Below are 26,531 nucleotides of genomic sequence, written 5' to 3'. Positions count from 1 at the left end.
ACTCATGCCCCCTTACCCTTTGATAATGGCGTCAAACGGACAATTAGTATAGCAGGTACCGCATTTAATGCATCTTTCCTGATCAATGCGATGCTTTTCTTTTGCTTTTCCCGTTATAACATGGACCGGGCAGTTCCGTGCACATACCCCACACCCTTTGCACGCATCCGTAATGATATAACTGGCCAGACTCTCACAGGCTCCCGCCGGACAATGTTTTTCCTTAATGTGTGCCTCATATTCGTCACGAAAATATTTGATCGTACTGAGAACCGGATTCGGCGCTGTCTGCCCCAAGCCACACAAAGAAGCCTGCTTTATATTCCTCGCCAATATCTCTAATAATTCCAAATCGCTTTCGGACCCGCCGCCTTCTGTAATCCGTGTTAATATTTCCAGCATGCGTTTGGTACCTTCCCGACACGGGGTACACTGCCCACACGATTCAGATTGTGTAAAATTAATGAAGAACCTAGCTACGTCCACCATACAGGTTGTTTCATCCATGACTACCAGTCCGCCGGATCCCATCATGGCACCTACTTCCGTCAAAGAATCGTACGTTACCGGTAAATCCAGCAGTTCCTCTGGAAGGCAGGCTCCGGAAGGACCGCCTATCTGCACTGCCTTAAATTTTTTCCCGTCTAAGATACCACCTCCGATATCATAAATAATTTCACGCATGGTAATCCCCATAGGCACTTCAGCCAATCCCGTATGGTTTATTTTTCCGGTTAGGGCAAATACTTTCGTACCCGGCGATTCCGCTGTACCAAAATGTCGATACCATGCGGCCCCTTTATTAATGATCTGCGCTACATTGGCATAGGTCTCAACATTATTATTATTAGTCGGCTTTCCCCACAAGCCTTCGTTTGCCGGAAATGGTGGTCGGGGTCTTGGCATGCCGCGGCGACCTTCAATCGATGCAATAAGTGCCGTTTCTTCTCCACAGACAAAGGCTCCCGCCCCTTCTTTAATATGCAGCATAATGTTTTTCCCGCTGCCGATGATATTTTTTCCCAAAAAACCGCTTTCTTCCGCCTGATGAATCGCTATTTTTAACCGCTGCACCGCCAACGGATATTCCGCCCGCACATAAATATACCCTTCCTCTGCACCAATAGCATAGGCCGCTATTGCCATTCCTTCCAGTACTCGGTGCGGGTCTCCTTCGAGAACACTTCGGTCCATAAAAGCCCCCGGATCTCCTTCATCCGCATTGCAGATGATATATTTTTTATCGCCTTCTGCATTTTTCGCAAAACTCCACTTTTTACCTGTCGGAAATCCGGCTCCGCCTCGTCCCCGCAGACCGGAATCAATCACTTCTTCGATTACTTCATCCGGTGTCATTTCCGTAAGGGCCTTGACTAACGCAGCATATCCTCCCACTGCAATATACTCCTCTATTTTCTCTGGATCAATCCGACCGCAATGTTCCAATACGATACGTTTTTGTTTTTTATAAAACGAAACATCCGCCGCCGTCCATGCCGCCTTTCCATCTACGGGATCGTGATAGAGCAGGCGCTCGACAGGCTGGCCGTTACATAAATGACTTTCTACAATTTCCGCCGCATCATCCGGCTTGACACGGCAATAAAAAATCTGCCCCGGGTAAATAATCATCAAGGGACCGTTTTCGCAAAAACCATGACAACCTGTCTGTACCACGTGTACTGTATCTGTCTTTCCCCTCGCTGCCAATTCGTTGTCTAATTGTTTTCGGATCTCTGTGGACCCGGAGGATTTACAGCCTGTGCCTCCGCATACCAGTACATCAAAAGCTCCCGGCTGTTCCTTCCTATCGCTTTTTTCCAACCGAAGGGCAACCGCAGTTTTATATACGTCTCGTATTTCCTGTAATTTTTCTGCTGTAATCATCATACGCGATCCTCTTCTCCTATAGTTTTTTCTCTAGGTACCATTCCCGTTACTATATAGCAGCACTTTTTGGGATAGGTTTCCGTATTAGTTCCACCAAAATTACAGCTGTAGCCTATTCATATTGTGCCAGCACCTTAATAATTTCCTCTTTCGTCATGCGGCCGTGCGTATCATCATTGACTTTCATAACCGGTGCCAATCCACATGCCCCCAGACAGGCAATCGTTTCCAATGTAAAGCGTAAATCTTCGGTCGTATGTCCTGCCTTAATTCCCAGTTCTTTTTCTACAGCCTTAAGAATAACCTTTCCGCCGCGTACATGACATGCCGTTCCCTGACAGACACAAATAATATTACGTCCGCGGGGCTGTAAATGAAACTGCGAGTAAAAAGTTACCACGCCGTAAATAGTAGAAATAGGGATATCCGTCTTATCTGCAATATACAGCAACGCCGGTTTTGGCAGATAATTAAACAAGCTTTGTGTGTCTTGCAGAATAGGAATCAACGTCCCTTTTTCACCTGCGTAAGTATCCAGAATTTTATCAATACTAGATTGTTTAGGAACATTTTCATCTCTATAGATTGCTTGTTTTTCTACTAAAGACATATTTTTCCACTTCCTTTGCTATTGTTTCCACATAATACAACACACTTTTATATTAATTACAATATCATATTATTTTAGAATTATCAATATTACTTTTAAGCATAAAAAAATATCGATTTGTATTTATATTTTAGTTTATAACTCACAAATTGCTAAAATAGTATAAAACATTTATTATATAAAATCTTTACAAATACACGCAAAACTGATATATTAATAAGGATAACTCTTATCAAGAGCGATGGAGGGACAGGCCCGATGAAATCCGGCAACCGCAAAAGCGGTGCTAATTCCTGCAGATATTATCTGACAGATGAGAGAACAGCACGTAGATTCGACTCTTTCATTTGTGAAAGAGTCTTTTTTGTTATATGAAGGGAAATATATTATGCCTATATTTAATGGATTTCTTCAAAAAATAGACATCGCGGAAACAAGGCGATATGCTGGTTTGCGCGCAGCTGAAAATTTTTCTGATAAAATTGTTGCAGACGCATGTACGACTGCACTAGCTATTGCCAAACCACGGGGTATTTTCCAACAATGTGGCTATGATGCCGAATCCTACCAACTCTTATGCGAAGAACCTTTTACTGTTGAAGGCTCTAAAATTCGAAAACATTTAGAAAATGCAAAAATCGCAATTATCATGGCAGTAACGATTGGCAGTGACATAGAAAAAGAAATTAACACCCTATTTTCAAAAAAAGAATATTCCAGGGGGCTTATGCTGGATGCAGCAGCCACAACCGCTACTGAAACAATTGCCGATCAGTTAAATCATTATATTGATAAAATGGCGGCAAAACAAGGCTATGAAACTACCTGGCGTTATAGTCCTGGATATGGAGATTGGCCTCTGACGCAGCAACTGAATTTAATTAAAGCTATACATGCTGATCAAATTGATATTCATATAACTTCCGGCTGCATGCTTGTACCTCAAAAATCTATTACCGCAATTATTGGTATGGCTCGTTCGGCTGCCAAAAACAGTATCCCCTCTGGTTGTTGCAATTGTTCTATGCACAATATTTGTTCTTCTAGAAAGGAATGATTGTTATATGTTTTTATTAGATGGCGCTATGGGAACCGTATTGCAGCAACAAGGTTATTTACGGCCTGGAGATTGTCCTGAATTATCAAACATAGAACATCCGCAAGCCATTGAAAATATTCATCGTAGTTACATAAAAGCTGGTAGTGATTTGATTCAAACAAATACGTTCGGAGCTAATCGCATCAAATTGAGTGAATACGGATGTGCTGATAAAGTAAAAGAAATATGCAGGGCTGCTATGTTTAATGCAAAAAAGGCCGTTGATGGGACAAATACTAAAATTTTGGGTGACATGGGACCTACCGGTAAGTTTATTACCCCTTTAGGAGACACTGATTTTGAAGACGTATACCAAGCTTACTATGAACAAGCCAGCATATTAGCTGAATCGGGTGCCGATATATTACTTATTCAAACTATTATTGATATCCAGGAAATGCGTGCAGCAATATTGGCCGTTAAAGATGCCGCTCCAAGCATCCCCATTATGTGTGAGTTTTCTTTCAGCGAAGACGGTCGAACTATTACGGGTACAACACCAGAAGCAGCTGCCGTGCTTTTGGAAAGCTTGGGTGCTTCTATTATTGGAGCAAACTGTTCTCTAGGTCCGGATAAATTAATTCCTCTTATTACCCGTATGTCCGACGTAAGTAATTTACCGCTTGTTATTCAGCCTAACGCAGGATTACCCAAACTAATTGACGGTAAAACTGTTTTTCCCCTACGCCCCAATGACATGGCCGAGTATGTTCAAGCCATGGTTAATTCTGGTGCTACATATATTGGCGGTTGCTGCGGCACATCGCCAGAACACCTAGCCGCTATGAAACAAGCTTTAGATCGTGCGGTACCCTATAAGCGAAAAACAATTACACCTCCTACAGCACTCACTTCCCGAACCAGCATTGTATACATCGGCGGTGGTCATCCTCCCGTCATTATCGGTGAACGCATTAATCCTACAGGACGAAAAGCGCTGCAAAAAGATTTACAAGAACAAAATTTTGTTCCAATTAAGACCGAAGCACTAAACCAAGTAAAAGCAGGTGCACATCTTTTGGATATCAATATGGGCGTTCCTGACGTCGACCAAGCAGCACTTATGGAAAATGTCGTTAAAGAACTCTCTATGCTGGTAGATACCCCATTAATTATTGATTCAACGAGTCCTGCGGTTTTAGAAAAAGCACTTCGTATATATCCTGGACGAACCTTAATAAACTCTGTCAATGCTGACTCCTCACAAATGTCCGCTATTTTTTCCATTGCAAAAAAATACGGCGCCGCCGTTCTTTGTCTGCCTATAGGACCTAAAGGAATTCCGGAATCAGCAGCTGGCCGTCTCGCATTAATCAAAAAAATATACAAGGCAGCTTTGCAAACAGGCCTGCGCCATGAAGACCTATTAGCAGATCCCTTGGTTCTTACAGCAGCCTCCTCAACTAACGCGCCAAAAGAAACGCTGCAGACACTACGCACTTACAAAGAAACCTTAAAAATACCTACTGTCATGGGATTAAGCAATATATCCTTTGGATTGCCCGGCCGTTCTGGTTTAAATGCCAATTTTTTAGCTATGGCACTGGCTTTTGGCCTCAACGCTCCAATTATGAATCCATTACAGTCCGATTTAATAGATGCTTATGTTCGTTCTCTTCTATTACTCGGTTATGATTCCGCCGCCCATAATTATATTACTCGCTTTCAAAATCAGCCTATCGAAAATCAGCATCAACTCAAAAACAATAAAACCCTTTCCCCCTTAAAAAAAATTCAACAAGCTGTACGAGATGGTTCAAAAGAAGAAATTGGTTCCTTATTAAACGAAGCTTTGAATGCCGGTATAGATCCCATGGTTATTACAAACGATGGCCTCACTGCCGCTATGACAGCAATTGGAGAAGAGTATGGCAAAGGACGCTGTTACTTACCGCAAGTAATGATAGCGGCAGAAACAATGCAAGCAGCTTTTATAGCTTTAAAAAAAGCACTGCCAGGAAAATTTAATATCAAAAGAAAAGGGCCTTTTGTTATCGCAACAGTAAAAGGCGATGTTCATGATTTAGGAAAAAATATTGTCATCGCACTTTTAGAAAACAGCGGGTATGAAGTCATTGATTTAGGAAAAGATGTTTCTCCCCAAAAAATTGTATCTGCCGTTCATCAATCAAAAGCTCCGCTGGTGGGACTCAGTGCTCTTATGACAACAACAATGCCGCAAATTGATATAACCATACAGGCATTAAAAAAAGAAAATTTGGCAGTTAAAGTTATTGTCGGTGGAGCCGTACTCACCTCGGAATATGCACATAAAGCAGGCGCTGACGCTTACGCCAGCAATGCCACAGATACAGTCCGTTTGGCAAATATATTAATGGGGGGAAAACAATGAATACATTAAAAGAAAAACACAAAGCGGGAGAATTCACAATCACAGTAGAATTGGATCCGCCAAAAAGTGCTTCTGCTAAAATCACCGAAGAACAAGCGTCAACATTAAAAGGAATGGTTGATGGCATTAATATTGCAGACTGTCCTATGGCAAAAATGCGCATGAGTCCTATCGCTTTAGCCCACATTATTCAAGAAGATTGCGGCATTGAAACTATTTTTCACCTTACCTGCCGTGATCGTAACTATATCGGCTTGCAGGCAGAATTACTTGGAGCCGCCGGACTAGGTGTACATAATATCCTAACTCTAACCGGTGATAATCCACAAAATGGTGATACTCCCCAGGCGAAAGCTGTTTTTGAAACGGATACTTGTGGTTTAATTCGCTTAGCCCATACCCTCAATACAGGCACGGACATCAACGAAAATGCATTGGGAGCTGCTACTCATTTCTACATTGGTGCCGCAGCAAATCCCGGAGCATCCGACCAATCACTTGAAATAGCAAAACTAGCAAATAAAGTCTCTTCTGGTGCAGAATTTATTCAAACCCAACCAATATACGATTTAGAAGTAGCCAAACGCTTTATAGATAATGCATCTCGGTTCAATATTCCCATACTGCTTGGTCTTATGCCATTACGGGGAATCAAAATGGCAGCCTATTTAGAAAACAATGTTCCAGGTATTTCTATTCCCAGGCGTATAATGAATCGTCTCCGCAAAGGCGGTTTAGAAGCGGGAATTGAAATTGCTCGTGAACAGTATACAGAAATTCGCAAGCTTTCTGCAGGTGTACATATTATGCCAATGAATCACATTGATATCATAAGCAAAATCGTAAAAGCATAAACACAAAGAGCAGCCTTCAAGAAGAAAGCTGCTCTTTGTGTTTATGTTATGGTGTTATCCAAATGGTATCTTAAAAAACGTCATGCAATACAATCGTCTGCGAACGATTAGGCCCAACCGAAACTATGCCTAGCGGCACGCCAACCAGTTGACTGATACGTTCCACATAATAACGAGCATTCGCTGGCAGTTCTTCGTAATTTTTGCATTGTGAGATATCCGTATTCCAGCCATCCAATTCTTCATAAATTGGTTCTACTGCTTCCAATACTTTTAAACTTGCTGGATATTCTTTTAGTTCTTTGCCTTCATATATATATCCCTTGCAAATTTTAATTTTATCCAAACCGTCTAATATATCTAAGCGGGTAATTGCCAAATAATCCAAACTATTTAACATAGCAGCATACCGGACAACTGCCGTATCCAGCCAGCCACAACGCCGAGGCCGACCTGTAACAGTACCAAATTCATGTCCTGTATTACGCAGCAAGTCTCCTATTTCATTTTTTTGTTCCGCTGGGAAAGGCCCCGCTCCCACACGTGTCGTATATGCTTTTACAACACCAAAAATATTCTGCATACGGCGCGGTCCTACACCGGAACCCGTACATGCTCCTCCTGCAGTTGGATTGGAACTGGTTACGAATGGATACGTTCCATGATCTAAGTCCAGCATAGATGCTTGTGCTCCTTCAAAAAGCACTTTCTTACCTTCTAATATATATGTATTTACCGAATAATCTGTATCCTTGACAAACGGACGAAGTTGTTCAGCATACATCAAATACTCTTTTAACACTGTATCATAATCAAAACCTTGTACCCCATAATATTTTTCAAAAAGACGATTTTTCGTATCAATATTATAGCGAAGTTTTTCCTTAAATACAGATTCATCCATTAAGTCAATCACACGGATGCCGACCCGATTAACTTTATCGGCATAGCAAGGACCGATTCCATTCTTGGTAGTCCCAATTTTTTTGGAAGTATCTTTCAAATTTTCATCTGCTTCATCTATCCGAATATGATACGGCATAATAACATGGGCCCGAGTGGATAGTTCTATTTTACTGATTTCAACTCCCTGCAAGGTAATATTTTCTATTTCCTGCAAAAGAACTTTTGGATTAACAACAACGCCGCTTCCTATAATACACGTTTTATCAGCAAAAAGAATTCCCGAAGGCAGTAACCGCAGTGCAAAAGCTTTATCATCCACAACAACCGTGTGTCCCGCATTATTTCCGCCTTGAGAGCGTACAACAACATCGGCCTTTTGGGCTAAATAATCAACAATCTTACCTTTACCTTCATCGCCCCATTGGGTTCCTATTACCATGCTAGTAGCCATTGATCATAACATCCCTTCGTATAACATCTTTTAACAAACACCCTTATTATACACGAAATCTTTACTTAATACAACGAAATCTATATATTATGCTTTATCTGCTAAATGTCATTTGTCTAACTAGAAAAGACAAGAGATATGTCTAAGTTGATTTAGGAAAATTACCTGAATTATTAATAATAATTGTAGCGTTTTTACTAGTTTTATCATATAATGGTGGTAATGCAAAAAAACTTTTTTGCATTATTTAGTTTTTTAAGGAGAGATTTTATGTTATTTGATAATACAACCATCGGCGGTATCAACACAATTTGCCGCATTGTCCGTTCCGCAACGTTTGAGGGAAGAGCTGATAGCAACGGATTCCCCACGGAAAGCCTGATCCAGATGTATGAAACCTTGGCAGACGGTGGTGTGGGTATTATTATTACGGGGATGATGGCTATCAGTCCCATGGAACCTCATCAACATTGCCAAATTTGCATTGACACAGATGACTGTATTGCGCCATTACAAAAACTGACAAAACGTGTTCATGATAAAGGCGGGAAAATTATTGCTCAAATAGTCATCATGGGTTCGGCAATCTTAGTTCCTGAAGGAGAAAACCGAATTATTGTCAGTCCGAGCGGAATTCCAGAGATGAATGCCGGCAGTAAAGAATCGCACGCCTTAACAATAAAAGAAATTGAAAAACTGATTCAAGATGCTGCAAAAGCTGCTGTTCGAGTAAAAAAAGCTGGTTTTGATGGTGTTCAATTCCATGGTGCTCATGGATATTTGGCCAGCAAATTTTTAACACCGTATTATAATACTCGTACTGACGACTATGGTGGAGCCTTAGAAAACAGAGCTCGTTTTCTTTTATTTTCTTTAAAAGCTATCCGCCAAGCCGTTGGTCCGGATTTCCCGATTTGGGTCAAAATCAATAGTTCTGATTTTATGAAAGAAGGCGGTATGACTTTTGAAGAAAGCAAACAAGTCATTCTGTGGATATCTCGTATCGGTATCAATGCTGTTGAAATCAGCGGGGGCAATACATCCTCCTTACCTCGTCAAGGTCCTATTCGTGCTATCCGCCGTACAAAAGAGCCGATGTATTTTTCAAAATATGCGGCCGATATATCGACCTTACTCAAAAACAAAATAGATATAGGCGTTGTAGGTGGTTTTCGTTCTGCCACTGATATGGAGCAATATTTAAAACAAAATCCCGTTGCATTTATTTCTATGTGCCGCCCTTTATTACGCCAGCCCGATCTTCCTAAAATTTGGAAAACAGGAAATACGGAACCTTCTCTTTGCATTTCCTGTTCACGCTGTTTTGGTTCAGAAAATGTTAATTGTATTTTTAACAAACAAGAGTAATATAGGTATATAAAAAAGGATTCAAACCATATAATGCAGAATAATATAATTATACTATTACATTATAGACAAGGAGTGATTGTATGAATGGGTTAACCATTATTCCGGTACTATTCTTCATGCTCCTCATCATATGCCTTTGCATACCTGTAGTATATGAAAGCCGAATATATATTCATGATCCTTTTCATTTTAATTGGAAAGTGCATTGGTTAGGACATGCATTATACTATGAATTAGATTACCAATATGGCAAACCCCTGCAAACTATCCTGTATATACGCTGGCACACATGCAAAAATACTGTATCCACCCCCCCATCAAAATCCAAAGATACTGCTGATCCAAGTCAAGACGATTCACAATCAGTCTGGCATAAATTAGAGCAGGAAAGTCAGCAGACAACTTATGAGAAAATTAAAACAGTCAACAAAAATACATTCTCACCTAAAGAAAAACCACCAATATCTTGGTGGCGGCCATATGTATTAAATGAAGCGTTTATTGAAACAGGAACTGCTTATCTGCTGCAAATATTACGACATTCTCGTATGCGTTCTTTTTATTTAAAAGGTTCATTAGGATTCCCTGAACCTTACGAAACAGGCATATTCGCAGGAATATTATATGCTGCAATACCTTTAAATAAGAACGAACTCCGCTTTAATTTTGTTGAAGAAGAATACGACTGTCAAGGATATGCTGCGGGCCGTGTATATCCGGCGGTGTTGCTTACATATTCTATCAACTTTATATTATCTAAGCCAGTCCGTTTATTTTTGTTTCACTGGCTAAAAAAAGGAAGGGAACACTCACATGGATAATAGCTACATAAAAAATAATTTGGAAACAATTTTTGAAAACTTCCAACGTATGATCAAAGTAGAAACCGTTGTTGGTGAAACCGTACATATCGGCGACGCAATTCTTGTTCCTTTTGTTGACGTGACCTTAGGCTTTGCTTCCGGCGGGTATAACGGAAAGTGTGAAACGGGCCGCAACAGTGCTGGCGGCGGCGGTGGCGCAAAATTGGAACCCACAGCAATTTTGGTCATCAAGGGTGACCGTGTGGAAATGTTTTCCATCAAAAAAGGCGGTTATCAAGCATCGGCTTTTGAAAAATTGATTGCCATGGTACCGGAAATCATTGATAAAATGAAAAAGGATAAATACATGTATATTAAAGATGAAGAGTTAGATGATACCGACACGGAAACATTAGCATCTAAAAAAAATACACCGCTTTAAAGACAGACAAAAATAGTCGGAAATAGGCTTCGTTTAGTTGTTTTTTTATATTAAGTTTGTTATAATCATAGTCACAATAACAATAAAAATTATTGAAATAAATTCAGGAGGAATATAGCATGAAATTAAAAAAACAATTAGCATCTTTGACTATAGCAGGTATGATGAGCATTATTGCAACAACATCTGCTTTTGCTTCGGGTGTGGGATATGTTAATTTTGACGCATTAGTACAAGCCCATAAGGATTTTCCAAAGGTAAGTGCTCAAATGCAATCCGCCATCAAATCTGCTAATGAAGAATTTACTAAAAAAGCACCTTCATTAAAAACGGATCAAGAAAAACAAGATTTAGGGAAACAACTTGCACAGCGCCTAAACACACTGGAAAACACATTAATTACGCCAATTGAAAAAGACGTTGTTGCAAAAGTAGAACAAGTCCGGGTAGACAAAAATCTAGACTGTATCGTAGCACAGGGAGCTATTATTGCTGGTGCTGATAATGCCATAGACGAAACAAATGAAGTAAGCAAATTACTGCAGTAATAATTTTATTATTGAGACTCTGTCCAAAAACAGAGTCTTTTTTTATTATAAATTAGTGTAACTACTGCATTGATTCCTTTAGTGAAAATAGTTCTCGGTAAGATATTGTCCAAAAAAGAGAAACCCTAAATAATAGATATATTACGATGAGTCTGACTATTATCTAGGTCAATACATTTATCGAGAACTTCTTGACACATACGTTCATCACCTTAGAGTAAAATAGTTCTCGGTAAGATATTGCAAAAAAAAGAGAAGACCTAGATAATAGATATATTGCCTCGCCAGCAAAATATATCACAACTAAAGGTCTTCTCATGGAATATATTGTAACAGAAATTATCAAAATAATAAAGGAATCCGATACCGCTATCGTACGAGAAACAAAATTATTGCAGTTGTTTATTCGCCTTTTCACCGAGGCATTGGCTTGTGCGTTAGAAACCATGGATACAGAATTGGTGGAACAGTACAAGAAACAAGGGTATCAGATAGAACGTCGGGATCGCCGTACGATACAAGGACTATTCGGTACGGTAACCTATCTGCGCCGGCGCATACGGAAAGAGGGGCCGCGCGCGAAGGGATTTTATCCGTTAGATACCCAATTAGGGCTGAAAAAGTATCAGCGGTATACAGCCTTATTCAGGAAACGGGTTGCGGAAGTAGCCACGGGCAGTGTGTATCGCACTACGGCGGATGTGATCAATCGTCTGACCTTAACGAGTATCAGTCATCAGACGGTGGGAAACATCATAAAACAAGTTGGCCGAGGGTATGCCGATTGGGAACAGAGCCAACAACACAAGGTACTTGTCGGCGAGACAGCGCCATCACAACTAACGGTGCTTTGTATAGAAGGAGACGGACTGCTTATAAAAGGACAAGGAGCCAAGCAGCAGGAGATACATCGGATACAGATTAGTGAAGGAATTACCCGATGTGGTACGCGTACGACGTTGGTACATCCCCATTACTTTGCATCGATGGATCATCGTAAACTGGTAGCACAAGTGACGGCCTATCTGCAGCACAAGTACGATTTGGCGCACGTGGTAGTGGTGAGTAACAGTGATGGCGGCAGGGGGTATGGAAAAGACGTATTTGGGAGCCTGGTCATCGGATGTCAACAGCATGAACATGTGTTGGATCGGTATCATGTGAACCGCAAACTGAAAGAACGGTTGTATTTCACAGAACCAGCCTTGCAGGACGAGATACGCCAAACACTGCGAGAATACCAATGGGAACCGCTGCAGGTATTGCTGGATACGGCGGAATCCCAAGCGGAAACCCCGGAGGAGATCGTGCATGTACAGAAACTACGGCAGTATGTGGCACGGAACTGGATTTCGTTAGCACCGCTGAAATTACGAAAGATCCCTGTGTCTGCAAGTGGAATCGGTACCTGTGAGAGTAATCACCGGATATATAGTTACCGAATGAAGAAACAAGGGCGTCATGGGAGTCGGACGGGAGGCACTGCGATGGTGAAAGTGATTACGGCCATACGAAACAAGGAATTAGATCAGGCGTTTGTGGGATGGGCCAGCGGTTTTACCGCTCCAGTAAGTCGGACCTTCCGAGGGACGATGAGACGGGTCATGCGGAAGATTCCCTTTCAAACGCATGTAGGGGTTCATCACGGGTGCATTCGCAATACTGGCCCGGCCAGCAGTGCCATAGGGAAGTTAGCTAAAAGCTTCTCAACGCCTGCATTTTTGTAAAAAAGCGAAGTCGATGAGGCTAGCTATTATCTGGGTCAATACATTTACCGAGAATTTCTTGACACATACGTTCATCACTTACAAGTTGCATATTCTTTTTAAAAAAATTATAATTAGAAATATACTTTATCAGTAATTTTTTTGCGTTAAAAATGGAGTACTATATGAAAAAAAAAGATATCGTCATGCTAATAACAGACACCTCTATAAAATCAATTATATTAGAAAATATCATTAAGGATGGATTCACTCCATACTTAGTATGTATCTCTCAAGCTCCAGAATTTCTCAAGCATAATGTCACACAAATTATATTAATTATTATAGATACTGATAAATCCATTGAGAATCTTACATCATTTCTTACCTTGTATAATAGCGCAATAGAATATACGTCCATTCCACTAATCATTACAACCAGTAATGGGCAAGAAGAAGAATTGTATTTAAATTACAACGTATGGGATTTCATTACTAAGCCTATAAAGAATTGTGCGTTTCAACTTCGTGCTAAAAATGCAATACAGCATAGCCGTTTCACACTGGCTGACAAACTGTTATATTTATCTAATCATGATCCTGTATCAGGTATTTATAATAAGAGTTACTTTTTTGCAATAACTCGAAAATTATTAAATGAACACCCCAGTAAAAATTTTGCCATTTTTTATTTTGACATCCAGCGTTTTCGCTTGATAAACGCTTTTTTTGGTAGACATGAAGGTGATAAAGTTATTAAATATATTGCTGCACATTTACAACAGTATCAAATGATATTTCCGCATTTTTCCTATGGTCATATGTCCGGAGATATTTTTTCTTTCTGCGTGTCTTTTAATACCCGTGATCAACTTATAGATTTAAGCAATACCCTATACAATAATTTAGAGGCTTATCCGCTTCCATTTGCTATTCAACCACGAATTGGCATCACACTCGTTAAAGACAACAAAACAGATATTAATATTCTTTTTGATCAAGCAGTTCTTGCAAGTAAAAACTGCAGTATAAATTATTTACAACATTTTTGTTTTTATGAAAACTCTATGAATGATAAATCAATTGAAGAACAATATGTCGTAAATAATATGAAAAATGCACTGGCAAATGACCAATTTATTATTTATCTGCAGCCAAAATATGATTTACGAACAAATACCATTGATGGAGCTGAGGCACTAGTACGGTGGAATAATCCAGAACAAGGCCTTATTTCTCCCAATGTTTTTATCCCTATATTTGAACATAATGGTTTTATTGTAAATTTGGATTTTTACATATGGAATCAAGTTTGTAAGCTATTACGCCGCTGGCTCGATGAGGGGCGTCCTATTTATCCAATTTCTGTCAATATCTCACGTGTAGACTTATTTAATCCAAAACTTGTCGATACTATTTGCGTTCTTGTAAATAAATATAATTTGTCACCCAAATTGCTGCAATTAGAACTGACCGAAAGTGCTTACACAAGTAATCCTCAATTAATAAAAAAACGAATGGCTTCACTTCGGGAAAAAGGATTTACTATATTGATGGATGACTTTGGTACTGGATATTCTTCACTAAATATGTTAAAAGATATTATCGTAGACATATTAAAAATAGATATGCGTTTTCTTTCCGATTGTGAAATACCCGGACGTGGAGAAAATATTTTAAGTTCTATCGTCCGAATGGCTAAATGGCTTGATTTACTTGTTATTGTAGAAGGTGTAGAAACGGCAGAACAAGTAAATTTTCTTCGCAATATTGGCTGTGAGTACGTCCAAGGCTATTACTTTTCCAAACCAATTTCTATCGAAGACTTTGAAAAGCTAATTGCTAAAAAAAGTACATTTATTTCACCAACGCCTGACACAAGTCCGACCATTAGTGCCGATGATGTTTGGAATACAACCTCTCAATTAGAATCTTTGTTTTCCAACATTCTTCAAGCCATGGCTTTATACGAGTTTGATGGTACTAATATTGAAGTTCTGCGCGGAAATGATACCTACCATGCAATGTTCGGGTATCAGGAAGCCGCTACTATTCGTCATATTTTTGTAGATGTTATCAGTGATTCCGATTATGAAAACATTTGGAGTGCGTTTCATAAAGTAGCATCCAATCATCAAAAAGCTGAATGCGAATTTTTCCGAAAATCAAAAAACGGAAAATCTAAATGGATCAATATGAAACTAAAATATATCAGAAAAATGGCAAACAAAGATATCATACTTGTAAATCTTTGTGATGTTACCTCACAAAAAATTATGGAAATGGAAGTATTAAAATATCGTACAGCTCTTGCCTCAAAAGAAAATACGCCACAAACGATTTTAATTATTGATGATGCAGAAGTAAATCGCACAATTTTAACTAACATTTTTAAATCTGATTTTCACGTTATTCAAGCAACTGATGCCAAAAACGCTTTATGTACACTAAAAAAATATAATAGTTCTATAGATTTAATTATGCTGGATTTAGTGATGCCAGAAATGGATGGCATCACTTTTCTGGAAAGAAAATTTACAATTCCCGAAATTGCCGGAATTCCAGTTATTGTCATTACGGCTGATGATTCCCCACAACAGCAAAATCGTCTGTTGGACATGGGTATAAAAGATTATATTGTAAAACCATTCGTTCCTGCTATTTTACAACAGCGTGTAAAAAATGTTTTTGAATCAATTAAATATTATAATAATAAATTAGAAAAAATTAAATAGGAAAATATACTGTATTTTATTTAAAAAACATTGTGACGGTACATTATCACAATGTTTTTTTTATTATAAAAATATATATTATTTATGTGAATATTAATTCTTATAAAAATATTATTTATACGTTCTTCATCCGCTATGTAAGCTCGTTTTATTTATTTTTAATAGTTTTATATAAAGAACGGACAAATGCGCTTAAAATCAAAAATACACACAAATTTAAGCACATCTATTTTTTTGTTTCTTGACATATATACCCCATGCGGGTATAATATACCTATACGGGGTATATATGTCAAGAAATACTAACTAAGGAGTTATATATGGATAATAATAATTATGTTGGATGTTGTTCAAATATAAAAACAAAACATCGCGACAAAAATGGCAAAGAATATAAAAATCTTATCAGTCGCTTAAATAGAATTGAAGGACAAATTCGGGGAATTAAAAATATGGTTGAAGATGATCGATATTGTGTTGATATTTTAACACAAACCAGTGCGGTTCAATCTGCTTTAAATTCATTTAACAAAGAATTACTTGCACAACATATCAAAAGTTGTGTTGTCCATGATATTCGAAAAGGCAACGATGAAGTAGTTGATGAACTAGTTTGTACATTACAAAAATTAATGAAATAAGAAGGGATATGTATGAGACATGAAAAATATAATATTTCAGGAATGAGTTGTTCTGCTTGTTCGGCTCGAATTGAAAAATCAGTTGCTAAATTAGAGGGAATTAAAAAAATTAATGTTAATTTATTGACAAACAGTATGCAAGTTGATTATGACGAAACACTTTTGACTAGTGACAAGATAATACAAACAGTCATTCATACTGGATACGGGGCTTCTATTGCAAACGCAAAAAAAGCATCTGTAGAAAAGCAAGAATCTTCGGCTACTGCTGTTAGCACAAAAAATGAAACTCAACAGATAAAATATCGCTTAATTACTTCTCTTATCTTTTTAATACCTATTATGTATATTGCTATGCATCATATGTTTTTTGAGTGGTTTGGCTTACCTGTTCCTACCTGGATTGCCGGTATTTTTCATGGACCAGAAAATGCTTTGACTTTTTCTTTTGCACAATTTTTACTAGTTTTACCTATTTTATATCTCAATCGGAAATACTTTCAAAATGGCTTTCGAAACCTTTTCCAAGGATTTCCAAATATGGATAGTCTTGTTGCCATTGGTGCTGGTGCCTCTGTAGTATTTGGAATTTTTTCTATATTTCGTATAGGTTGGGGATTAGGTCATGAAAATTGGAATTTAGTAATAAATTATAGTTCCAATTTATATTTTGAATCAGCCGGCATGATTATCACACTCATTACGTTAGGAAAGTTTTTAGAAAGTAAATCAAAAGGAAAAACTAGTGAAGCCATTGAAAAACTGATCAATATAGTACCAAAACAAGCAACAATATTAAAAAACAATCAAGAAATTATCATTCCGATAGACTCATTGAAAGTAGGAGATGAAGTCATCGTCCGTCCGGGAGAATCTATCCCTGTCGACGGAATCATTTCCACCGGCAATACGAGTATTGACGAATCGGCGATTACCGGTGAAAGCATTCCTGTCGAAAAGCAAATAGGTGATACTGTTATATCTGCTACATTAAATAAAAATGGCTCTATTCATTTTATTGCTCAAAAAGTAGGCGCTGACACAACCATTAATCAAATCATCCAATTAGTTGATGAAGCTAGCAGCAGTAAAGCTCCCATTGCTAAACTAGCTGACAAAATATCCGGTATTTTTGTTCCCGTAGTAATAACAATAGCAATAATCGTTACTTGTATTTGGCTTTTCATGGGCAGTTCTATCGAATTTGCGTTTTCTATTGGTATTGCAATTTTAGTAATTTCTTGTCCTTGTGCATTAGGATTAGCTACTCCGGTAGCAATTATGGTAGGAACCGGAAAAGGGGCAGAAAATGGAATATTAATTAAATCCGGTGAAGCACTAGAAACAGCCCATACAATTGACACTGTTGTTATTGACAAAACCGGAACTATAACAGAAGGACATCCAGTAGTAACAAATTGTCTGCCGATTAACATGGATTCTAAAACATTATTAGCAATTGCCGCTGGACTAGAAAAAAACAGTGAGCATCCCTTAGCAGAAGCAATTATAAAATATACCGATTCGCAAAATATTATACCTTACATATTTGATAATTTTAAAGCTTCATTTGGGCAAGGAGTACAGGGAATTTATAACAACAACATATATTATGCCGGTAATACCTCTTTTATGGAAAAACAGGGCATAAATAGTTCTTTTGTTTCTTCTAAACTAAACCAGTTGGCGGATGAAGGGAAAACACCACTATTATTTGCTTGTGAAAAAAATATTATTGGTATTTTAGCTGTAGCCGATATTGAAAAACCAACAAGCGCTCGTGCTATTTCTTTATTTAAAAAAATGAATATATCTGTTGTTATGCTTACCGGTGATAATAAACGTACTGCGGAAGCGCTACGCAAACGTCTTCAAATACCACAAGTTATTGCCGAAGTTTTACCACAAGATAAGGAAAAACAAATTGCTATTTTACAAAGTCAAGGTCATAAAGTTGCAATGATTGGCGATGGTATTAATGATGCTCCTGCTTTAGCAAGAGCTAATTTAGGAATTGCGATTGGAGCCGGCACCGATATCGCTATTGACAGTGCTGATGCCGTCCTTATGAGAAATGATTTGCTTGATGCTGTTACAACTGTACGTTTAAGTAAAGCAGTTATTAAAAACATAAAAGAAAATTTATTTTGGGCTTTTTTTTATAATATTATCGGTATCCCTCTAGCTGCCGGATTATTGTATCCTACGTTTGGGATTAAATTAAGCCCCATGATTGGAGCCGCTGCAATGAGCATGAGCAGTGTATGTGTTGTCCTTAACGCGTTACGATTACGTTTTTTTAAAACGGATCATATAAATCAGAATGTTTCACGTGAAACATTCTTCCAAATTCAAAAGAAAGAAGAGGATTCTATGATGAAAACAACCTTAAAAATTAAAGGTATGATGTGTACTCATTGTCAAAAACATGTGCAAGAAGCATTGCAAGCAATCGACGGAGTTGTAACCGTAACCGTTGATTTAGAAAGAAATAAAGCCGAGGTTGTAAGTACCCGTGAAATAACTACTGCAGAATTTGAAAAAAGTATTACAGATGCAGGGTATGAATTAGTACAATAGCAATGTATCTATAATTTGTTTAATTAAATATCTTTGTATACTTAACTATTTAAAAACTCGCAGGGTTCGGAAATATATCATATCTGACTCATGCGAGTTTTTACTTATTTACAAATTATACCAGTTCGAACCACATATATAAGTATTTTTTAGATAAATTACATGTTCCACGTGAAACATGTAATAAAATGTAAATCATATAATTTGGAAATAAGAAATTTTACAGTGCGCGGGCTAATATATGTATAATTGTATGTAGAGATTGGCAAGAACAGGACTGGTAACATCGCCCTGTGGTGTTCCTGCTGTGCGTTTTTTGTTTCTTTGTCTGACATTCTTATGAATGCTCTGAGACACCTCTCAACATACAGTTATACCCACTTTTCATTCGTATGAAATTTCACCATATTCATTAATATTCCATGATCAATAGTATCGAAAAATCCAACCATATCAAACGTTACCACCCATTTCATCTGAAAGCCTTTCTTTCTTGCTGTTCCAATTGCTTCGAGAGCTGATTTTCTTGGATATTTCCGCCCCTTTACCTGTTGCGGGAAATAGCTTCCTGACGACATTCGGGTCCATAGTGTATAGAGATTATTTTTTCGATTTTTATCGAATTCTTCAAGTTTTACCCCATCAACACCACCAGCACCTTTATTCGCTTTTACCGCTTTGTATGCATTCAATACCTCTATTTGTGAAATAGTAAATAATTTCCCTTCTCGCATGTAATCCTCCCATATTATGGTTGTTGTTGTAATAACAGAATTCCTTTGCTCAACTGTCTTTACAACAGTTTCCTCACTACTACGAATTCTACTGCACCTATACGCTGCCTTCTCACTTTTATACTCGCATATCTATTAGCTTGCATGTTTCAGTCTTCATCATCGTACAGGATGTTCCTTTTACGAGCCTGTGCCATACGCCTGTAACCTCAACACCGACAGCCACTTGCCCAGCATGCAGGCAATCCGACAAGCTTATCCCAATGTTCACACAATACATTGGTTCTGACTGCACTTGTAAGTCTTAACGATGCTTCTTCAGTTCTTCACTTTCGTTCAGCTTTATAGCACTCAACTGACAGTTTTCCTACTGCCTTTTCCACATGCGCTCAGCACCATAGCTTTTGTCTACAGCACCCATGGGCGTTTTGTAATCAATACCGACTTATTGATTACGGAAAACCTACTTCCATCTCATAAACAAAATCGCCATCCAGTAGTGGATGGCGAAAAATATCATAACTATCATAAATTTCAATATATACATAAATAAATCTTCTCTTACATCAATACCAGTATAAAATTTTTATTTTCTATCACTTTATTGCAATGTTTCTTCTGCTGTCTTCGGCAAATCACCTGGATCAACATTAAACCATTTTTTATAAATTTGCTGAAACTCGCCCGTTTCCTTTAATTTAACAATGGCTGCATTAATTTCTTTCTGCAGATCTTTGTTTTTAGCATTCATTGCAAACGCTAAGTATTCTTTTTTTGAATCCGGAATAGGAATAACAACATCTTCTCCTTTACCTTCTGTCGCGACATAATAATCGGCAACTGGTTTATCCGCAATAACCGCCTCAGATCCACCAATTTTTAATTCCATAAGTGCTTCCGCATTATGATCAAACTGTTTCGTCTTAAGTCCTAAATTTTGAGCATAATCAGCAGCAGTTGTTCCCATTTGTACCGCAACACTATGATTTTTTAAATCTTCGACTGATTTAATCCCACTATTTTTACTTGTTAAAATCACTAATTTAGACTCATAAAATGGCGCCGCAAATAAAACTTTTCCTGCTCGTTCTTTTGTAATAGTCATACCAGAAGCCGCCACATCCATATCACCCGATTGAATAATAGGAATAATTCCACTAAAAGGTATATTATTAAATTCAATATCACGTCCCATAACACGGCCCACAGCACGAATCATATCCACTTCATATCCTTTATAATCCGAATCACCGTCTCCTTTAAATTCAAATGGAACAAATGTAGCATTCGTGGCAACCTTTAATGGTTTTTTCTGCGCATCTTTTGCATTTTCTTGTTGCCCACAACCGGCAAGCACAGCGGTTGTTATAACAGTAGTTAACAAAATAGTCATAATTTTCTTCAATTTCATAAGTATATCCCCCTAATGTAATAAAATAATTATTTTGCTTGAAGAGCTTCTTCAGTTGTAACCGGCAATGTATCTGGTTCATGTCCGAACCACTTCTCATAAATTTGCTGAAATTCTCCTGATTTTTTCATTTCTGCTAACGCTTCATCAATTTCTTTTTGTAATTTCGTGTTTTGTTTATTAAGAGCAAATGCTACATATTGCTTCGGCGTATCTTTTATAGGAATAACTACAAAATCATCTTTTCCATTATTAGCGGCAAAATAATCAAGCACCGGTTTTGCGGCAACAACGGCATCAGAACCGCCAACCTTTAAATCCATTAACGCATCCGCATTATGATCAAACTGTTTTGCTTTTAACCCCATCTGCTGAATATAATCAGCAGCAATTGTTCCCATTTGACAAGCTATTCGGTGAGTATTTAAATCAGCCTCTGATTGAATCCCACTATTTTTTTTAGCCAAAATTACCAGCCGGGTTTCATAAAATGGTGAAGAAAACAATACTTTATCAGTTCGTTCCTTAGTAATAGCCATGCCAGAAGCCGCTACATCCAGTTCACCCGATTGCAATGCTGGAATAAGTCCATTAAAAGCCATATCTTGAATTTGTACATCTCGATTAATTTTTTTACCAATAGCTCGAATTAAATCCATTTCATATCCAGCAAAATCACCATTTTCTTCACTTTTAAATTCAAATGGTACAAAAGTAGCATTTGTTGCAACTTTAAGTGGAGCATTGGTCTGATCCAACGTTTTTTCTACACTTTTTTGTTGTCCGCAACCAGTAATAACAATAATTGTCAATACTGCTGACAATAAATATATTATCTTCTTTTTTCGACTCATACTATATCCTCCTCATTTTACCCCTATAAACCAAAAATATTATTTCACTAAATATTCTTCCTAATATTCGTTCTGTACTCTTACATAAAAAAAGACATCTTCAGTATATTTATAACTTGGTATAATTATAAATAATTTATCTGAAAATGTCTAGCTTTTTCTGAATATTTTTGTATATTAATGTGAATGAAATGGAAATTTATCTCATTGATTCATATTAGTAATTTTAATATTAAATTCATTCATCTTTTTATAAAGAGTACTACGGCTGCAGTTAAGCAAGCGTGCCGTCCGAGAAATATTCAATTTACTGACAGTCAACGCTTCTAATATAGAGGCTCGTGTCCATTTTCCTAACGTAACATCTTCTTTTTGTTCTATATCTTTTGTATTTAATGGCAATGCTGAAAAAATTTCCTCAATAGTAATATCATTTTGTAGTAAAACACTAATTCGTTCAACCACATTGGACAATTCACGCATATTACCCTTCCAAGAATAATCTTTTAATTGTCCCATAATAATATGAATAGAGCGTTCATATTTATAATAATCAGCACTAAAATAGCGGCGAAACCAGTCATCACTGAATAGCATATAATCATCGCCGCGATCCCGTAACGGCGGAATAGCCAAAGTTAACACACTGAGACGATAAAACAGTTCTTCCAAAAAAGTTCCTGATAAGATTTCATCTCGCAGATTTTTATTTGTAGATGCAATGACTCTCACATCAACAGGAATAACATGATCTCCACCAATACGACGAACCTCCTGATCTTCCAAAACACGCAAAATCATAGTTTGCGTCTCCAAAGAGGCATCTCCAATTTTATCAAGAAATATCGTCCCACCATGAGCCATTTCAAAAGCACCTTCTTTACTTCCTGAAACACCATAGGGAGACGAACCTTCTTCAAAGCCAGAAAGTTCAGTTTTTAATGCCAGTGAAGATATATCTGCACAATTAACCGTTACAAAAGGTGCTTTCTTGCGATTACTTTCATGGTGAATGCAATGAGCAAACATTTCTTTTCCTGTTCCTATTTCACCTAAAAGAAGAATATTAGATTGTGACTTCGCATATCCTTTTGCCATTCGTACAGTCCTTTTAATAGCTTTTGACTCTCCAATAATATCATGAAAGCGATATCTGGAAATAAGACCTTTTTTATGCATATTACTGCGGATTTTTTGTTCACTAAGACGAATAGATTCAATATCCCGGAAAGTAGCTACAACACCTTCTACCTTGCCATCAATCATGATAGGAATACGATTGGTATTAATAATCACATTTTGTACTTTCATTAATTCATCTGTTTCCATTTCTCCATTTCGGAGTACAGCGGGAAGTTTTGTGTTAGGTAAAATTTCTTCAATATACTTCCCTTCATACGGCTTATTTTTCAAAGGAAGAATTTCTTCAGCCTGTTTATTGACAATTTCTACTTTTCCTTGCTTATCTACAGCAATAATTCCGTCATGTGTATAATTAAAAATAGCTTCATACCGATGCAGACGCAATTGTAAATCACGCTTACGTTTTTCTTCTAAAAGCAAAGAGTTTAGCGTTTGTTGAGCGGAGTCTAATGCTTGTTCAATATCATCACGCGTGTTTTCTACCATAATATAATCCAAACCGCTTTGTTCGGCATATATTTTAGTCACAGAACCACCTATACCTAATTTTGCCCCATCTTTGATTGCTTGCTGCACAATATGTTGACAGCTTTCATAACTAGTAATACGGTAATACCGGCTTTTAACATTTAATAAATAACATAGTGTTTCCACACTATCCGCCATTTTGTCAAAAGAAAAAAAGGCTACAGTACCCTCTATATCCTTAGCTTTTTCAAAGGCATCGATATAACAACCACTGTTTAATTTTACGCCAATAACCGGAACCTGGACGTGCTGCTGAATAAAACTGCTTGTCCCGCCGCGGCTAATAACAACTTTAACCCCCCGGTTGATGCCCTTTTGTACTACTTCCAAAGCATCTTCCAGTACAGCAATCTGCACATCAACCTCCATACCCCGTTCATCAATAATTTCTTGAGCCCGCAATGCAAATAATTCCGAGGGTGCGATCAACAATATCTGTTTCATGTCCATAGTCTCCCTTATATCAACTATCATCCCGCTTATATACAAATAAATTTTACCACAAATTTATCATAAAGAATATAACATTTTATATATACAACAACCGCAGTAACAGAAAATCCATACGCTGTTACTGCGGTTATTGTATATTACAGTAAATTGATATTATTGCAAAATTTATACCAACGGATCATCTACCGGTTCAACTGCTGTACACACTACAGCAAAACAAATCAAAGATCCAATCGCAATTGTCAGCCAAACTGCATCCCAGCTAAAGTTATCCAAAATAACTCCAACAATCAGCGGCATGATAGCTCCGCCAATTTGACCACCTGTATTAACAAGAGAAAAAGCAACCGGATAGGTATTATGATCCGCACGCCCCATACCATATGCCATATACATAGAATAACCAAATGCCAAAAATACACCAGCTCCAAAAAGCAGCAACCCCAAAAGCACCGGACTTTCCGGAGCAGAAAGCATGGCATACATAAATACGCTAGTAGAAAGTGCCGTAATCATCATCATCGGTTTGCGGCGCTTGCCAAAAATATGATCCGATGCCCAACCACCGAAGAAATTTCCTACAACCGTACCCGCAAACGGTGCGGCAGCAACAAACGCAGTTTTCATAATAGCAAAATGCTTCACATTAACCAGATAAGAGGGCAACCATGACATGAATACACTAGATAAACCAACAACAAAGAAATAACCTATTGCAATAGCCCACATGTCTTTGCAACGAAATACTTCCTTAGCTGAACTAAGGGGTACTACTTTTTTAGCCCGAACAATTTTATCCAGCCATTTCATATTATAAGAACTTTTTATTTCTTCTTTTACAACCGCTTCCCCTTGTTCAACATAATCGGCTTCTGCGTCATTACAAAAACGGCTTTCACGTGGACGATTAGCCACAAGGAAATACCAAACCACTGCCAGCATTAGCCCTGGTATCATAAATCCAACAAAAATCATATGCCAGCTCCACATTTGTATAATCCATGCACAGATAAAAGGAACAACTAAAGGACCCATTTTAGAACCCGCTAGAAAAATTCCCGTTGCCGTACCTTTTTCTTTAGGAGGAAACCAATTATTTATAGTACCGGAACTGGAAATAGCAACCGGGGCTTCGCCAATTCCAACGCCTAAACGACAAAGCTTAAAGGCTAATGCATTAGGTGCAACTGCCATTAATCCTGTACAAATAGAAGTAACTGCCATCCCTAAACAAAACATAACCTTATTGCCAAATTTTTTTACCAAAAACCCCGACGGAATTTGGAAAAATGCATATGCGAAGAAGAAAAAGCTAATAATAGCTCCTGCTTCTGTATTCGTCATATTAAATTCTTGGCGGATATAGGGAAGAGCAAAACCTAAATTCGCACGGTCAGCGTTCGCTACTGTGTAAAGAATAAATAAGATTGCCATAACTATCCAGCGATAGTTGGTTTTCTTTTGCATAAAGACACTTCCTTTCAATATATACGGAATATAATATTAATGGCAGGGTTCACCGATATGTACCTGATGGCCGCTGAAATTACCCGTAATAACGGACCGTTCGTATTTGGCTGCGGCCAACATTTTATCAAAGTCGATGCCCGTTGTAAAACCCATTTTGTTCAGCATGAAGATTAAATCTTCCGATGCTACATTGCCGGAAGCACCCGGTGCAAAGGGACAGCCGCCTAGTCCGCCCAAGGCTGCTTGTACATTGCAAACGCCCGCTTCCAGAGCTGCCAGGGTACAGGCGATTCCCATATTGCGCGTATCGTGAATATGTACGTCCAGCGTGATATCCGGGAATACCTGCTGTACGATGGTCAGCGTATCCCGCACCATCTTCGGATCAGCTTCTCCGATCGTATCTGCCAGACAAAATCGGGTAATCCCCAGTCCGGCCGCCCGTCGAATGATTTTTAATACATTTTCTACCGGCGTTATTCCTTCAAACGGACAGGTGAAGGCCGTTGCCATGGACAGATTAATATTCAAGTCCGGCAGAGCCTGCCGCATTTTTTCCAATCCCTGCAGCGATTCTTCGACCGTCCGGTTGATATTGGCCTTATTATGCGATTCGCTGACAGAGATAACCGTCGCAACTTCACGCAGTCCGGCAGCGGCGGCTGCCTTGGCCCCATAGGTGTTGGGAACCAGTGCATACAGTTCTACTCCTTCATCGCCATGTGTTTCCAGTGTCCGGCAGACTACCTCCGCGGCATCCCGCATCTGCGGGATCGCTTTCGGCGAAACGAAAGAGGTCATTTCCATCCGCCGGACGCCGGCTGCCAACAAGTCGTCGATGAGTTTCACCTTGATATCCGCCGGGATATAGTCCTTCACATTCTGAAAGCCGTCCCGCGGACCGACTTCAATAAAATTTACATGCTGTGCCATAGTACCATCTCCTTTT

The 26,531-nt window shown here is 38.3% G+C and carries 20 protein-coding genes and 1 riboswitch; of the genes, 11 read left to right on the top strand and 9 right to left on the bottom strand.

What is annotated here, in order from left to right; translation table 11 throughout:
- Positions 1-12 precede the first annotated feature (12 nt).
- Positions 13-1,890, bottom strand: coding sequence for an NADH-quinone oxidoreductase subunit NuoF (nuoF, locus tag NXG62_RS09800; protein ID WP_427112231.1), 1,878 nt, complete (start codon positions 1,888-1,890; stop codon positions 13-15).
- A 112-nt stretch (positions 1,891-2,002) separates the two neighbouring features.
- Positions 2,003-2,500: an NADH-quinone oxidoreductase subunit NuoE gene (gene nuoE / locus NXG62_RS09795; RefSeq protein WP_322351564.1), complete on the bottom strand. Its 498-nt coding sequence runs from the start codon at positions 2,498-2,500 to the stop codon at positions 2,003-2,005.
- Positions 2,501-2,726: 226 nt separating this feature from the next.
- Positions 2,727-2,820: riboswitch (SAM riboswitch) on the top strand.
- A gap of 68 nt (positions 2,821-2,888) precedes the next feature.
- Between nuoE and NXG62_RS09790 the strand changes: the two genes are divergently transcribed.
- The 3 genes from NXG62_RS09790 to NXG62_RS09780 are packed head-to-tail and all read left to right on the top strand — an operon-like array spanning position 2,889 to position 6,806.
- Positions 2,889-3,557, top strand: coding sequence for a methionine synthase (locus NXG62_RS09790; protein WP_427112230.1), 669 nt, complete (start codon positions 2,889-2,891; stop codon positions 3,555-3,557).
- A gap of 7 nt (positions 3,558-3,564) precedes the next feature.
- Positions 3,565-5,952, top strand: a complete 2,388-nt coding sequence (locus NXG62_RS09785; protein ID WP_427112229.1) for a homocysteine S-methyltransferase family protein — start codon at positions 3,565-3,567, stop codon at positions 5,950-5,952.
- Positions 5,949-6,806: a methylenetetrahydrofolate reductase gene (locus NXG62_RS09780; protein ID WP_427112228.1), complete on the top strand. Its 858-nt coding sequence runs from the start codon at positions 5,949-5,951 to the stop codon at positions 6,804-6,806. The genes NXG62_RS09785 and NXG62_RS09780 overlap by 4 nt, the downstream gene beginning before the upstream one ends.
- A gap of 70 nt (positions 6,807-6,876) precedes the next feature.
- On the opposite strand, the gene NXG62_RS09775 is transcribed toward NXG62_RS09780, so the two are convergent.
- Positions 6,877-8,163 carry an adenylosuccinate synthase gene (locus NXG62_RS09775; RefSeq protein ID WP_427112227.1) on the bottom strand — a complete coding sequence of 429 codons (1,287 nt, stop codon included), beginning with the start codon at positions 8,161-8,163 and terminating at the stop codon, positions 6,877-6,879.
- A 270-nt stretch (positions 8,164-8,433) separates the two neighbouring features.
- Here NXG62_RS09775 and NXG62_RS09770 point away from each other — a divergent pair, with 270 nt between their 5' ends.
- The 8 genes from NXG62_RS09770 to NXG62_RS09735 all read left to right on the top strand — a co-directional run bounded on the left by NXG62_RS09770 (position 8,434) and on the right by NXG62_RS09735 (position 18,989).
- Positions 8,434-9,531: an NADH:flavin oxidoreductase gene (locus NXG62_RS09770; RefSeq protein ID WP_427112226.1), complete on the top strand. Its 1,098-nt coding sequence runs from the start codon at positions 8,434-8,436 to the stop codon at positions 9,529-9,531.
- A 203-nt stretch (positions 9,532-9,734) separates the two neighbouring features.
- Complete coding sequence (locus NXG62_RS09765; RefSeq protein WP_427112225.1) at positions 9,735-10,355, top strand: hypothetical protein; 621 nt, start codon at positions 9,735-9,737, stop codon at positions 10,353-10,355.
- Positions 10,348-10,779, top strand: coding sequence for a GerW family sporulation protein (locus NXG62_RS09760; protein WP_427112224.1), 432 nt, complete (start codon positions 10,348-10,350; stop codon positions 10,777-10,779). The genes NXG62_RS09765 and NXG62_RS09760 overlap by 8 nt, the downstream gene beginning before the upstream one ends.
- A 119-nt stretch (positions 10,780-10,898) precedes the next feature.
- Positions 10,899-11,327 (top strand): hypothetical protein, encoded by a 429-nt coding sequence (locus tag NXG62_RS09755; protein WP_322351565.1) that lies wholly within the window; start codon positions 10,899-10,901, stop codon positions 11,325-11,327.
- A 317-nt stretch (positions 11,328-11,644) separates the two neighbouring features.
- Positions 11,645-13,054, top strand: coding sequence for an ISLre2 family transposase (locus NXG62_RS09750; RefSeq protein WP_427112223.1), 1,410 nt, complete (start codon positions 11,645-11,647; stop codon positions 13,052-13,054).
- A 164-nt stretch (positions 13,055-13,218) separates the two neighbouring features.
- Positions 13,219-15,768: an EAL domain-containing protein gene (locus tag NXG62_RS09745; RefSeq protein ID WP_427112221.1), complete on the top strand. Its 2,550-nt coding sequence runs from the start codon at positions 13,219-13,221 to the stop codon at positions 15,766-15,768.
- Positions 15,769-16,088: 320 nt separating this feature from the next.
- The gene (locus NXG62_RS09740) at positions 16,089-16,409 is read left to right on the top strand and encodes a metal-sensing transcriptional repressor (RefSeq protein ID WP_427112220.1); all 321 of its coding nucleotides are present in this window, start codon (positions 16,089-16,091) and stop codon (positions 16,407-16,409) included.
- Between the two features lie 12 nt (positions 16,410-16,421).
- The gene (locus NXG62_RS09735; RefSeq protein WP_427112219.1) at positions 16,422-18,989 is read left to right on the top strand and encodes a heavy metal translocating P-type ATPase; all 2,568 of its coding nucleotides are present in this window, start codon (positions 16,422-16,424) and stop codon (positions 18,987-18,989) included.
- Positions 18,990-19,360: 371 nt separating this feature from the next.
- On the opposite strand, the gene NXG62_RS09730 is transcribed toward NXG62_RS09735, so the two are convergent.
- The 6 genes from NXG62_RS09730 to NXG62_RS09705 all read right to left on the bottom strand — a co-directional run bounded on the left by NXG62_RS09730 (position 19,361) and on the right by NXG62_RS09705 (position 26,515).
- Positions 19,361-19,723, bottom strand: coding sequence for a hypothetical protein (locus NXG62_RS09730; protein WP_427112218.1), 363 nt, complete (start codon positions 19,721-19,723; stop codon positions 19,361-19,363).
- Between the two features lie 601 nt (positions 19,724-20,324).
- Complete coding sequence (locus NXG62_RS09725) at positions 20,325-21,134, bottom strand: basic amino acid ABC transporter substrate-binding protein (RefSeq protein WP_427112217.1); 810 nt, start codon at positions 21,132-21,134, stop codon at positions 20,325-20,327.
- A 29-nt stretch (positions 21,135-21,163) separates the two neighbouring features.
- On the bottom strand, positions 21,164-21,988 hold the full coding sequence (locus tag NXG62_RS09720; protein WP_427112216.1) for a basic amino acid ABC transporter substrate-binding protein: 825 nt from the start codon (positions 21,986-21,988) through the stop codon (positions 21,164-21,166).
- Positions 21,989-22,192: 204 nt separating this feature from the next.
- On the bottom strand, positions 22,193-24,103 hold the full coding sequence (locus NXG62_RS09715) for a sigma 54-interacting transcriptional regulator (RefSeq protein WP_322351518.1): 1,911 nt from the start codon (positions 24,101-24,103) through the stop codon (positions 22,193-22,195).
- Positions 24,104-24,277: 174 nt separating this feature from the next.
- Positions 24,278-25,579: an MFS transporter gene (locus NXG62_RS09710; RefSeq protein WP_427112215.1), complete on the bottom strand. Its 1,302-nt coding sequence runs from the start codon at positions 25,577-25,579 to the stop codon at positions 24,278-24,280.
- A gap of 36 nt (positions 25,580-25,615) precedes the next feature.
- Positions 25,616-26,515, bottom strand: a complete 900-nt coding sequence (locus tag NXG62_RS09705; protein ID WP_322351517.1) for a hydroxymethylglutaryl-CoA lyase — start codon at positions 26,513-26,515, stop codon at positions 25,616-25,618.
- Positions 26,516-26,531 lie beyond the last annotated feature (16 nt).

This window comes from Megasphaera sueciensis (assembly GCF_050219315.1).
Lineage (GTDB): Bacteria > Bacillota > Negativicutes > Veillonellales > Megasphaeraceae > Megasphaera_A > Megasphaera_A sueciensis.
This window is presented reverse-complemented; position numbering and strand designations above follow the sequence as displayed.